Source organism: Providencia sp., assembly GCF_040396775.1.
Classification (GTDB): domain Bacteria; phylum Pseudomonadota; class Gammaproteobacteria; order Enterobacterales; family Enterobacteriaceae; genus Providencia.
In genome coordinates this window covers 35,186-47,716 of record NZ_JBEBNT010000021.1, presented here as the reverse complement: position 1 = coordinate 47,716, position 12,531 = coordinate 35,186, and the positions used below count along the sequence as shown (strand labels likewise).

Annotated in this window: 12 protein-coding genes and 2 tRNA genes; 8 read left to right on the top strand and 6 right to left on the bottom strand. The window is 43.3% G+C overall.

Going from position 1 to position 12,531, the window contains the following annotated elements:
* Positions 1-16 precede the first annotated feature (16 nt).
* The 3 genes from phoA to ABWP91_RS17380 all read left to right on the top strand — a co-directional run bounded on the left by phoA (position 17) and on the right by ABWP91_RS17380 (position 2,577).
* Positions 17-1,456: an alkaline phosphatase gene (gene phoA, locus ABWP91_RS17390; protein WP_353244291.1), complete on the top strand. Its 1,440-nt coding sequence runs from the start codon at positions 17-19 to the stop codon at positions 1,454-1,456.
* A gap of 216 nt (positions 1,457-1,672) precedes the next feature.
* Positions 1,673-2,203, top strand: a complete 531-nt coding sequence (locus tag ABWP91_RS17385; RefSeq protein WP_353244290.1) for a GNAT family N-acetyltransferase — start codon at positions 1,673-1,675, stop codon at positions 2,201-2,203.
* 119 nt (positions 2,204-2,322) lie between these two features.
* Complete coding sequence (locus tag ABWP91_RS17380) at positions 2,323-2,577, top strand: DUF1435 family protein (RefSeq protein ID WP_353244289.1); 255 nt, start codon at positions 2,323-2,325, stop codon at positions 2,575-2,577.
* Between the two features lie 97 nt (positions 2,578-2,674).
* On the opposite strand, the gene ABWP91_RS17375 is transcribed toward ABWP91_RS17380, so the two are convergent.
* From ABWP91_RS17375 to rsmC, 3 genes are all read right to left on the bottom strand, one after another.
* Positions 2,675-2,760: transfer RNA gene (locus ABWP91_RS17375), tRNA-Leu, on the bottom strand.
* Between the two features lie 48 nt (positions 2,761-2,808).
* Positions 2,809-2,894 (bottom strand) — tRNA-Leu (locus ABWP91_RS17370).
* Positions 2,895-3,053: 159 nt separating this feature from the next.
* The gene (gene rsmC / locus ABWP91_RS17365) at positions 3,054-4,067 is read right to left on the bottom strand and encodes a 16S rRNA (guanine(1207)-N(2))-methyltransferase RsmC (protein ID WP_353244288.1); all 1,014 of its coding nucleotides are present in this window, start codon (positions 4,065-4,067) and stop codon (positions 3,054-3,056) included.
* Between the two features lie 131 nt (positions 4,068-4,198).
* Here rsmC and ABWP91_RS17360 point away from each other — a divergent pair, with 131 nt between their 5' ends.
* Together ABWP91_RS17360 and rimI are read left to right on the top strand one after the other, a co-directional pair.
* On the top strand, positions 4,199-4,609 hold the full coding sequence (locus ABWP91_RS17360) for a DNA polymerase III subunit psi (protein ID WP_353244287.1): 411 nt from the start codon (positions 4,199-4,201) through the stop codon (positions 4,607-4,609).
* On the top strand, positions 4,578-5,030 hold the full coding sequence (rimI, locus tag ABWP91_RS17355; protein WP_353244286.1) for a ribosomal protein S18-alanine N-acetyltransferase: 453 nt from the start codon (positions 4,578-4,580) through the stop codon (positions 5,028-5,030). Before ABWP91_RS17360 ends, rimI begins: the two co-directional genes overlap by 32 nt.
* Before the next feature lie 87 nt (positions 5,031-5,117).
* Here the strand turns inward: rimI and ABWP91_RS17350 are convergent, their stop codons facing one another.
* Positions 5,118-6,677 carry a BCCT family transporter gene (locus ABWP91_RS17350; protein WP_353244285.1) on the bottom strand — a complete coding sequence of 520 codons (1,560 nt, stop codon included), beginning with the start codon at positions 6,675-6,677 and terminating at the stop codon, positions 5,118-5,120.
* 321 nt (positions 6,678-6,998) lie between these two features.
* On the opposite strand from ABWP91_RS17350, the gene ABWP91_RS17345 reads away from it, so the two are divergent.
* From ABWP91_RS17345 to ABWP91_RS17335, 3 genes are read left to right on the top strand one after another with little or no spacing between them, the layout of a single operon-like run.
* Entirely contained in the window at positions 6,999-8,126 is a 1,128-nt protein-coding gene (locus ABWP91_RS17345; RefSeq protein ID WP_353244284.1) for an aromatic ring-hydroxylating oxygenase subunit alpha, read from the top strand.
* 32 nt (positions 8,127-8,158) lie between these two features.
* Positions 8,159-9,607, top strand: coding sequence for an NAD-dependent succinate-semialdehyde dehydrogenase (locus tag ABWP91_RS17340; RefSeq protein ID WP_353244283.1), 1,449 nt, complete (start codon positions 8,159-8,161; stop codon positions 9,605-9,607).
* A gap of 16 nt (positions 9,608-9,623) precedes the next feature.
* On the top strand, positions 9,624-10,577 hold the full coding sequence (locus tag ABWP91_RS17335; protein WP_353244282.1) for a PDR/VanB family oxidoreductase: 954 nt from the start codon (positions 9,624-9,626) through the stop codon (positions 10,575-10,577).
* 35 nt (positions 10,578-10,612) lie between these two features.
* Here the strand turns inward: ABWP91_RS17335 and ABWP91_RS17330 are convergent, their stop codons facing one another.
* On the bottom strand, positions 10,613-11,518 hold the full coding sequence (locus tag ABWP91_RS17330; protein ID WP_353244281.1) for a helix-turn-helix domain-containing protein: 906 nt from the start codon (positions 11,516-11,518) through the stop codon (positions 10,613-10,615).
* Positions 11,518-12,465 carry a LysR substrate-binding domain-containing protein gene (locus tag ABWP91_RS17325; RefSeq protein WP_353244280.1) on the bottom strand — a complete coding sequence of 316 codons (948 nt, stop codon included), beginning with the start codon at positions 12,463-12,465 and terminating at the stop codon, positions 11,518-11,520. The genes ABWP91_RS17330 and ABWP91_RS17325 overlap by 1 nt, the downstream gene beginning before the upstream one ends.
* Positions 12,466-12,531: the final 66 nt, after the last annotated feature.

The window sequence follows — 12,531 nt, the reverse complement described above, 5'->3', positions numbered from 1 at the left end:
GGCAAGGAAAACAGTTATGACTGGTAATTTTATGAAATCCCTTTTAGCTGTCACAGTCAGCGCATTAATGTTAGGTAGCACCCTTCCGGCTTATGCGGCGGATAAAAATGATGCAGTTTCAGAAAACCGCGCAGCACAAGGTGATATTACCAAGTTTGGTGGCGCACGCCGCTTAGCGACCGAGCAAACGGATATCATGAAAGCCGCACTGCATAACGGCAAGGCGAAAAATGTCATTTTATTTATTGGTGATGGGATGGGTGATTCAGAAATCACTGTTGCACGTAACTATGCAGAAGGGGCTTCTGGCTTCTTTAAAGGTATCGATGCACTGCCAATTACAGGCCAATATACACATTATGCGTTAGATAAAAAGACGCAAAAACCTGATTACGTGACAGATTCAGCGGCATCCGCAACAGCATGGTCTTCCGGCGTGAAAACTTACAACGGCGCGTTAGGGATTGATGTGTTGGGTAAAGACCACGAAACCTTAATTGAAATTGCTAAACGCAATGGCAAAGCGACAGGTAACGTGACGACCTCTGAGATTCAAGATGCAACACCTGCGGCGCAATTCTCCCACGTGACTGCACGTAAATGTTACGGTCCAGAAGAAACCTCAGAAAAATGTGGAACCAATGCCCTTGAAAATGGCGGTCGTGGTTCGATTTCTGAACAGTTATTGGTGACCCGCGCAGATGTCACATTAGGCGGTGGTGCGAAGAGCTTCAAACAAGAAGCGAAAGCGGGTGACTACAAAGGCAAAACGCTTGAACAACAAGCTGTTGAGCGTGGTTATAACATCGTACGTGATGCACAGTCGCTGAATGATGTGAAAGTGGCGAACCAAGACAAACCTGTCCTTGGATTATTCCACGATGGCAACATGACCGTCGCGTGGGAAGGCCCGAAAGCCGTGCATTATGGCAACATCAACAATGCGCCACTGGAGTGTAAGCCGAACCCGAAATTAGATCCAAACGCGCCAACCTTAGCGCAAATGACGCAAAAGGCGATTGACCTATTAGAAGTCAACCCAAATGGTTTCTTCTTACAAGTTGAAAGTGCATCTATCGATAAACAGGATCACAAAGCCAACCCATGTGGCCAAATTGGTGAAACAGTTGCCCTCGACCAAGCCGTACAAGTGGGCTTAGATTTCGCGAAAAAACATGGTGATACCTTAGTTATCGTCACGGCTGACCATTCACATTCAAGCCAAATCATTCCTGAAGGCACGAAATCAACCGGTTTGACTCAAGCGTTGATTACCAAAGATGGTTCTGTGATGGTGGTGAATTACGGTAACTCTGAAGAAGATGATTCACAAGAGCATACAGGTGCTCAGCTACGTGTTGCGGCTTATGGTCCACATGCTGCGAACGTCATGGGTCTGACTGACCAAACCGATTTGTTCTTTACCATGCGTGATGCAATGGGACTGAAGCAATAAACCAACCCTGTAGTGTAAATTCTCCACAATACGGATGTTGTGGGGAATTTTTATTTTAGCGTCTCCATTTTTATTTAATTTCTCGCCTTTATTTCAACCTGCCTTAACGACTTACTGAAATTGTTGAACTTGTTTTTTTATCCGTTATCGTGGGACACAAATTTATCTGATAACAATAAAGCGCATTTATATTGGCGCAGATAATGAGAACAAGGCATGAGAGAAATCCGCGAACTACAACGAGATGAAATCCCTTCTGTTTGGTCAATTGATCGCACTGAATTAATTGAACGCCTTTATTTATATCAAGGGGGTAAACTGGTGCTTTCGAAGCAGCGCTTTGATATGAAAGGTTGGCCAGAAGGCGAACCAGAGGCTTATACCCCTCATTTATTAGACAGTTATGACCAAGGGGCTATTTTTCTAGGCGTCTATGAACAAGGGAAAATTATTGCGGCTGCGAGTGTGGACAATATTTGGCGAGGGGAGCAAAAGAATTTACTGCAACTGTCCTTTTTGCACGTGAGCCATGCATATCGAGGCAAAGGGCTTGCAGGGATGTTATTCCAACAATGTGTGGACATTGCAATGCAAAAAGGGGCAAAAGGCCTGTATATCTCTGCAACACCCTCTGAAAACACGGTGCGTTTTTACCAATATATGGGATGTGGCTTGATTGAAACGCCTGACCCTGAACTGTTTGCCCTTGAACCCGAAGATATTCATTTTGTTTATTGGTTTTCTTAAGTTATCTATTTTGTAAAAAGCATGTTAATTTATGGTTTCTTCTGAATAAAAACGATTGAAATTCACTAAAAATTAGATATGATTGATAATCATTATCATTTAATAACGTTGAGGTCACGATGCCAACTAGCATATCAAAAACCGCAGGTTTACGGCGTATAGGCGCAGGTCTATGGGGAGTTTTTGCCGTGGTATTGCTGAGCATTGCTTATGTCCTTAGCAATATGGGGTTTGATAACCTAAAGGTGGTGATGATCACCATGATGATCGCAACGGCGGGAATGTTATTCAATCGTGGTTCTCGCCGCTTGTTAATTATTCCAGCGGTGGTTTCATTGCTGTGCTTTCTAATGGCTTTTGTGTTGCAAAGGTAGCTTGATGAGCGAAAGCACTCATTGAGTTGAATGTAACCTGAGGAAGTTTAAGAAGAATACATGCAGGGCTGCTGGGGAAATAACATTCACTGACCAGTGGTGCGAAAGGGGGGACTTGAACCCCCACGTCCATAGGACACTAACACCTGAAGCTAGCGCGTCTACCAATTCCGCCACCCTCGCAATACTGTTTCGTCAATGCTGAATTACCGTGTTTTATTTGAAAGTTAGTGGTGCGAAAGGGGGGACTTGAACCCCCACGTCCATAGGACACTAACACCTGAAGCTAGCGCGTCTACCAATTCCGCCACCCTCGCAATACCAAATCTAACTTTTCTTACAACGATAATACGCAGCGGATTTTAGGCTAATTTTAGCGGACGTCAATATTTTTTTAATCATCAATTTTTTGTTTGATTAAAAAACGGCCAGCACATTAGGCTGACCGTTAAATTGCGCGGTAAGACGGCAAATAATTAGCGTTTCGTGGCTTGGTAAACCTTGAATTTACCCGTTTTTGCCAGTACTTCGTGGCTACCAAAAGCTTTATCTAATAAGTCAGGGTAAGGCAAGAATGCATTGGCAACAATACGTAAGCGACCGCCTTTTTTCAGGAACTTAGGCGCTTGGTAAATCATGTTTTCAACGGCATTGTAGTTGGTATTTAGCCCATCATGGAAAGGTGGGTTGGAGATAATCCAATCGAATTTGTCGTGAATATCCGAGTAAGCATCGCTTGCAACCACTGTCCCCGTGAGCTTGTTGGCCTCGAGTGTGGATGCTGCGGAATCTAATGCAGAAGCGCTAACATCGCTTAACGTTAGCTTAACATCTGGGTTCTGTGTTCCAATGACAGTTGCAAGAACGCCATTACCGCAAGCGAGGTCGAGAATATCGCCCTTCATTGGCTCTGTTAATGTCGAAAGCAGTAAATCACTGCCGATATCCAGTTCATTATGGCTAAACACGCCAGGAAGTGCGTTAATTCTCACAGTATCAAGATCATAATGACGCCACCAACGTGCAATATCAAAGGTCGTTGGCTGTTCTAATTCACCATAATACAAACCACAACGGCGGGCAGAGTCGATTTTTTGTAAGGTCGCGATGCCTTCCATGATGGATTCTGCGCTTTTAACGCCACTGCGGTTTTCACCAACAACAAAAATTTGGCTACCCGCAGCAAGATGGGTGCACAGGTCGTCCAATTGGAAGCACGCTTCTTGTTTATTTTTTTGCCAGAAGTAAATCAACGTATCGCAAGGTTGGATAAATTCAGCGGGTGTTGTTGTTGAAAATAAAACCATTTCGCCCATCAATGGCTGTAGGTTTTTCCAACGATGGTATTGATTGGTTACGACACGAACGCTTGCGGATTCGAGAGTGGCAGCCAATTCATCCTGAATGTCACCAGCCAAAATGACATGACGATCCGTAAAATGCTCAAGATGGCGCTGGATAACTTCACTGGCCGGTGTCAGTAATGACATATTCTGTCAATCTCCTAAAATGATAAAAACTGCTAACACCATACCAGAAATGCGAGAAATCGCATTGCTCTGTTGGCGCTATTAATCCCCTTTGATAAGATGGGGTTGTAAAATTGCGACTGGAAAAACAAATGACACGACGTGACAGGCTTTTAGAACAAATGGGGATCACTCAATGGATGGTGAGAAATCCGGCTGTGTTACGTGGTGAACGTGGTGTCAGGATCCCAGCGTCGACTAAGCTTATTATTATTACTGATGAGAACCTTGATTTAAATAGCCAGCTGTTAAAAGATATTTTTCTCTCAATGCAAATTGCGCAAGATGACGTCGTTTGCATTAATTCTGAGCAGCTGAATTTAATCCCAACGCCAATAACAATTCCTTGTTGGGTTCTGGGGGGGGAAGTCCACCCAGAAGGTTCAAAAATGACGTATTTTTCACCTGTTTTATCTGAGCTTATGATGAGTATCAGCGCCAAGCAGGCACTATGGAAACAAATTTATCAATATGATGAAAATTTCAACATTAAAGCAATCTGATCTTGCTACCGCCTTCTTAATTGAGAAGTTAAGCCATGATTTTCCATGGACTGAGCGGGTATTTTATGGAAATCAAGGGGAAAAGTATCATAACCTAAAAATTTCCGTTAATAATCAAATTGTTGGTTATGCAATAACTCAATGTGTTCTCGACGAGGCAACGTTATTTAATATTGCTATTCACCCTGATTACCAAGGTAAGGGGTATGGGCGTTTATTGCTAGAACAGTTGATTAGTGAGCTGATGAATAAAGGTATTATGACGCTTTGGCTCGAAGTTCGAGAGTCAAATGCCTCCGCATTGCATTTGTATGAAAAGCTCGGGTTTCATGAGGTCACTGTACGAAAAGACTATTACCCTGCTAAAAAAGGCCGGGAAGATGCATTGGTCTTAGCGCTCACACTATTTGGCTCCCAATAATTGCGCCTGAAAGTGAGTAAAAAACCCCAGCACATGGCAAATGTTCTGGGGTTTTTGTTATTAAGACATTATTAATTTACTTCCTAATTACTTCTCAGGTTCTGGTAATACTGATTCATTAGTAATAGAAAGAGGTTCTTTTATCTGTTTTTTGGCTGCGGCCTGTGCATTCACTTCTTCATTTAACCCTTTATAGGTGGAATAGCACATCACTAGCATCATTATAGAAAGAGGAACTGCCATGGCAACTAACGCCGACTGTAAACCGGATAACCCTCCCGTCATGATGAGCACAACAGCAATCGCGGCAATCACAACACCCCAAATGGTTTTGGTGATATGAGACGGGTTCGGGTTACCATTTTCACTGACCATTCCCAATACAAACACCGCGGAGTTCGCAGAAGTAATAAAGAAGATCAACACCAATGCAATGGCAAGCACACTAATGAAAGTGGATGCAGGGAAATAATCTAAGAATTTAAACAGTGCTGACGTTACATCAGTCTTTACCGCATCGGCGAGTGCAGTTTGCCCTAAATTTTGAATTAAGTGAATAGCAGAACCGCCCATTACGGCAAACCATGCAAATGCACTTAATACTGGAATAAATACTGCGCCAATCATAAATTCTTTAATGGTTCGGCCTTTTGAAATACGAGCAACAAAACTACCTACTAATGGCGCCCAAGCAATCCACCAGCCGAAGTAAAACAGTGTCCAGTTAGCAATCCAAGTGCCGTCGTTATAAGGCTCGGTACGAAATGACATACTGACAAAGTTTTGCACGTAATCGCCAATACCTTGGAACAATACTTTCAAAATGGTTTGCGTTGGGCCAGAGATAAAGATAAATGCCATCAATGCTAATGCGAGGATGATATTAAGGTTGGATAGATGTTTAATCGCCCCCTGTAACCCTGAAATGGTTGATGTGATGTACACAATCGTAACCAACACAATAATACCAATCTGAACATAAATACTAATGGGTAATCCCCATAAGTAATTCATTCCACTGTTAACTTGAAGTGTACCAAAGCCTAGTGAGGTGGCGATCCCGATAACGACGGATAAGATCACTAACACATTGATCAATTTACCCATTGTCCCGTAGATCCTATCGCCAATTAATGGGTAAAACACCGAACTGAGTGAGGATGGCAGTTTTTTTCTAAATTGGAAATAACCAAGAGCAACACCGACTAACGCATAACACGCCCATGCAGAAACCCCCCAATGAAGGTAGACATATTGCATCGCTGCCTTTGCGGATTGCTCTGTTGAACCTTGGCCAATCGGTGGGCTGATATAGTAAGAGACTGGCTCAGCAACCCCCCAGAACATCAAGCTAATACCGATAGATGCGCTGAATAACATGGCAATCCATGTCACCGTGCTGTATTCCGGCCGATCGCTATCATCACCAAGACGAATATGACCGAATTTAGAAAAACCAAGGAACATACAGAAGCTAAAAAAGATAAAAACAGAGCCCAGAATGAACCAGCCTAGGTTGTTATAGATAAAGCTCAGAGCAGAATGTGAAAATGCTTCCAGTTTGTCTGGAATAAACGCGCCCACACTGATGATAGCCAAGCTAATGGCTAACGACACGTAAAATACGGATTTCTTATGATTCATCATACCTCTTCTCCAGTTGCTCACTTATTTTTTGTCTTTTATGAGAGTTGGCTTGCAGGGAATGCCTGTTTATTTTTTAAGGGTACAGCTAATAATGGTTACTTTGGGTTTACAGAGAATAGCCATGCAAAGATTGCGTAGTCAACAAGTAATTAACCAAAGATTAACATTAAAATTGATTATTTTTAAATTAACCATTTGATTTAAAATGATTAATTGTTTTTGTTTGAATGTTGTACAATATTTTGTTTGATCATTTATGCGATCTTAGTTAACATTCATAAAAATAATGTTAACTATAAGTTTACATAAGTGAGGGCAATTATGAGCAATGCAGCAAAAGTCATTTCGATTAATGATCACCTTGATATTGATAACGCATGGACAATCCCTGCGCGTTATTACACATCTAATGATGTTTTTGAATATGAAAAAGAAAAAATCTTTGCTAACTCATGGGTTTGCGTTGCCCATATTAGTGAGGTTAAAGAAAAAAATACCTATATCACCCGTGAATTAATTGGCGAAAGCTTAGTCATTGTGCGTGGCCGTGACGATGTTCTACGTGGTTTTTATAACGTATGCCCTCACCGCGGGCACCAATTAATTAGTGGTGACAGTGGTAAAGTTAAAAATGTGATTACCTGCCCTTACCATGCGTGGGCTTTCAAACTCGATGGTCAACTAGCCCATGCAACAAACTGTGAAAACGTGAATAACTTTGAGTCGGATGTGATGTCACTGAGTAGCTTCCATGTGACTGAACATGCAGGGTTTATTTACGTGAACATGACCGTTGGTGAGCCACAGCCAATTGAAGAACAATTGCCGGGTCTTGCGAAAAAAATGCAAGAAGCCTGCGCGGTGATTGGTGATTTAAAACTGGCGGCGCGTTTTGTTAGCCATACGCCAGCCAACTGGAAAACTATCGTTGATAACTATATTGAATGTTATCACTGCCCAACAAACCACGTCAGTTTCGCCAGCTCTGTGGATGTGAATGTTTATGAGCACCAACTTCTGGATAATTGGACGGTGCAAATTGGTAAAGCCAAGCCATCTGATTCCTCCTATCAGTTTGATGAATCAGTTTTAGACCCGCGCTTCTTTGGTTTTTGGATTTGGCCAAGCACCATGTTCAACATGCCGCCGGGTGGGGATTTCATGACCGTTATTTATGAATTTCCAGTGAATGCAGGGGAGACTTTGCAGCACTATGATATTTATTTCCTCAATGAAGAGCTGACTGAATATCAGAAAAATTTAGTGGAATGGTATCGCACTGTGTTCCGCCCAGAAGATTTACGCTTAGTTGAAAGTGTTCAAAAAGGGCTGAGATCCCGTGGCTACCGTGGCCAAGGCCGTATTATGGCGGATAGGCAACGTAGTGGGATCAGCGAGCACGGTGTGGCGCACTTCCACAAAATTGTTGCTGGCGCACACACTGAATAATTTTTAAATAATCACCAAAGGAGCAGTCACACATGCAGACAGTCACTCACCCGACGCTTTTTCGCCAGTCTTGTTATATCAACGGGCAATGGGTTGATTCAGATAAAAAAATTCCTGTGACTAACCCTGCTGATCAATCTGTGCTGGGAAATATTCCCAGCCTAACGGCAGCACAAGTGGATGAGGCAATTGAGCAGGCTCACCGTGCAATGGACGGTTGGAAACAACTGACCGCGAAGGCTCGTTCAATCATTTTGCGCCGTTGGTTTGAGCTGATCGAGTCCAATGTCGACGATCTCGGCCTTATCATGACCCTTGAACAAGGCAAACCACTGCATGAAGCCAAAGGGGAAATCCGCTATGCGGCTTCTTTTATTGAATGGTTTGCGGAGGAAGGTAAGCGCGTGTATGGAGAAACCATCCCGCAAACTGTTGGCAGTAACCGTATTTCAACGATAAAACAACCGATTGGTGTTTGTAGCGCTATCACCCCGTGGAATTTCCCAGCGGCGATGATCACGCGCAAGGCGGCTCCTGCTTTGGCAGCAGGGTGTAGCATTATTATTAAACCTGCGACAGAAACACCTTTTACTGCTCTCGCATTAGCGCAGCTGGCGGATGAAGCCGGTATTCCAGCAGGGATATTTAACGTCATCACTGGGGATTCTCGAATTTTAGGTGAAAGGCTGACAAAACATGAGCTTATCAGTAAGTTTTCATTTACGGGCTCAACACAAGTCGGCCGAGTGTTATCGGAACAATGTGCCTCAACCATCAAGAAAACGTCACTAGAACTTGGTGGCAATGCGCCGTTTATTGTCTTCGAGGATGCTGACATTGATAAAGCGGTGAGCAGTGCAGTTCAAGCGAAATTTCGCAATGGCGGGCAAACCTGTGTTTGCGTCAACCGTTTCTACCTTCATGATGCTATTTTCGACGAATTTAAGACCAAGTTTGTTGCAGAAGTCGCCAAGTTGAAAGTTGGGAATGGGGCGGATGTTGGTACAGATATTGGGCCAATGATTACCACTCGAGCTATTGATGGCATGAATGCACTATTGCAAGACGCATTAGCAAAGGGTGCAAAGCAGCTGGTATTGGGTAATGAAATCAAAGAGCAAGGTCATTTTTTCAATCCAAAAGTGCTGGTAGATATTGATGATTCAATGGATATCGTGCATGAGGAAATCTTTGGCCCTATTGCAACGTTGATCCGTTTTACGGATGAAAATGAAGTCATTACGCGTGCAAACAATACCATTTATGGGCTAGCGGCTTACTTTTTTTCCCGTGATGTGAACCGTGTCTATCGTGTTGCGGAAAAACTGCAAAGTGGCATGGTGGGGATCAACACAGGGTTGATTTCTAATGAAGTGGCGCCATTTGGTGGGGTTAAGCAATCGGGGCTCGGAAAAGAAGGGTCTCGATATGGCATCGAAGATTACTTAAGTATCAAATACCTGTGCTTAGATATTGGCTAAAAAGAGGGAAACGGTGATGAGCCAAGAAAAAATTGCAGTAAATGTCAGCCGAATCGAACAGGTTAGCTCAACGATTAAAATGTTTGAGTTTGTCGCCCAAAAGGGCAGTTTCTTGCCTTTTAGTGCAGGCAGTCATGTTACTGTGCATATGGGGGATCAAATGGGCTTACAGCGTGCTTATTCTCTGATTAGCGACCCAAAACACCGTGGCAGTTACTGCATTTCAGTTTTGCGTGATGAAAACTCGAAAGGCGGGTCGGCATTTATGCATGAGCAGCTATCTGTTGGGGATTGTATCCATCTTTCACCTGCCCAGAATTTCTTTTCCCTTGAACAAGATAGCCAGTGTAAGCACTTGCTCATTGCGGGGGGGATCGGCATCACACCGTTTTTGTCTTACTTGTATGAATTAGAGCAAGGCGGCATGGACTTTGAGTTGCATTATTGCTTTCGCGATGCGAAAACCGTTGCGTTTATCGAACATTTACAAGAACGCATTGGCTCTCGCTTACACCTTTATGATGGCAGCCAAGGTCAGAGGATGCCAGTCGAGGCGTTGATCCAGTCACAGTCGACATCGACTCATGTGTATGTATGCGGCCCGCAATCACTTATTAATGAAGTGATTGAAAAAGGGAATCAACATCTTGGAGAATCACACGTCCATTTTGAAAACTTTGGTGAGGTCGCCAGTGAAGGGGATTCTTTTGAAGTTTACTTTCAGCGTTCAGGCTTTAGTTTAGACGTTGGCAAAGATATGTCTATTTTACAAGTGATTGAGGCCGATAAGCGCATTAATGTGGAATGTTTATGCCGAAATGGGGTTTGTGGAACCTGCGAAACGGCGATCCTTGAAGGTGAGGCAGATCACCGCGACCATTATTTAGATGATGATGAAAAAGCGGAACAAAAAACCATGATGCTGTGTGTTTCTCGGGCAAAAAGTAAACGTTTAGTGCTTGATTTATAAGCCACTTACCCCACTGTAATATGTGGGGTAAATCATTAAGCTTGCTTGAGCTCAAACATCAAAAACGGTTGGTTTTCATCATTAAAATGTTGATATGCAGTGATTTGCTTATCTTGGAAAACAATTTGCCCGCGCCCCGCTTGGCACACATCTTCTAGCCAAGTTTTGTGGTTAATGACGAGTTGGTACAATAAACGTTGCAGTTCGAGGTAGTCAATTTCAGTGGATTGACTGTGTAAATTACTGGCAAGAATTTCCCCCGCTTTATCGGTGAAAACAACTAAATGATTGAAGTGGGCGAGTAAAACATCAAAGTAGCATTTGATTTTTCGCAGACGTAATTCATTATTTTTACGTTCGGTATTATCAAGGCTGATCCCAACCAATTTAGTTACTTTGCCATTAGGGCCTTTAACACCCGTCGCGCGGGAGGTGATCCAACGGTATTCGCCTTCCCAGTTAATTTTAAAATCCATCTCATGGGCACCGCCTTCGCGAATGATTTTTGAGTAACCATTCACCAACTTTTCTTTGGATTCAGGCGCCATTAACGCCCAGAAATCTTCGTTGGTCGTGATTTTAATACCATAAACGGTTTCGACGTTATCTGAGTAGTTTAATTCACCAGTGAGTAAATCCCATTCCCACGTCACGATATCGGCAGACTCTTGCAGATGCACTTCGTTGATGTTGCGCATGACACCTGCATTGGTGACGGTAATTTGGTTATTGGTGTATTCGCCGTATTTTAACCAAATTTTATCGACATCCAGTAACGTGGCGAGTTTATCAAGGTTGTCTTCATCAATCATACCACCTTTTGTCCACTTGTTGACGGCAGTTCGGGAGACGCCAAGGGCTTGTGCGGCCTTAAGTTGGCTCATTTTCTTTTGCTTGAGCAGCGTTAATAAACGTTCTTTGAATGTCTCTGTTTCTGTCATCAATTGCTATCTACCTTTACTGAAGGTTTTGCCATAAATCCATTTTGCAAATGGGTCGTAAGGTACTGTTCGAGGTTTTCAATGAAAACTCTAAGATTAGCACTTGTTCGAATACTTCTCGAATAAACGGCATAAACATCGGCGGTTTGGTACCATTCTGGGAGGACGCGCACTAACTGACCCGATTCTAATTCGGGTAAAACGCTCCATAATGAGCGCAAGAGAATACCTTCCCCGCTTAAACACCACTGTTTTGCGACTTCACCATTATTCACCGTGAGTTTACTGTTAGGGGTAACGGTCATGCTCTCTTGGTTTTGCGCTAGCTTCCACACTGCGGGGGCTTGGTTACGTTCTTTAATGGCAATACAAAAATGTTTTTGCTCAAGCTCTTGCGGGTATTTTGGGGTGCCTTTTTTTTCTAAGTAACTGGGCGCAGCGCAGAGTATACGTTGGTTTTCGGCGATACGCCGTGCAATAAACTGATCGGAGATAGTGCCACCGATGCAAATATCCACGTCAATGTTTTCATTGATAATATCGACGGATTTATCCGTTAATGTGAGGTCGATAGCCAATAAAGGGTATTGAGCGCGTAATGACAGGATAAACGGATTGATGTAGGTACTGCCAAACCCTGTACTGCAACTGATCCGTAGTGAACCACGGATTTCCTCACGACAAGCGTTGAGTGCTTCTTGCATGTGCTCAAGTTCGGCTAGCATCAACTCGCTACTGCGTAGAATAATTTGCCCTTCATGGGTCAGCTTAATGGAACGTGCACTGCGAAAAAAAAGTGTTTGCCCTAGGTTTTCTTCCAACAGTTTGATCCGCTTAGAAATATACGCAGGCGAAACCAATAACTGCGCTGCCGCTTGAGAGAAACTCATTAAGCGGGCGACGGTAACAAAAACGCGAATGTCCTCTAACGCAGGAAGCTTGTTCATAGTTTGTAAACCTAAGGATTACAGTTCATGTCTATACTTTATCACAGCAATCCCTAAACTGGAGAA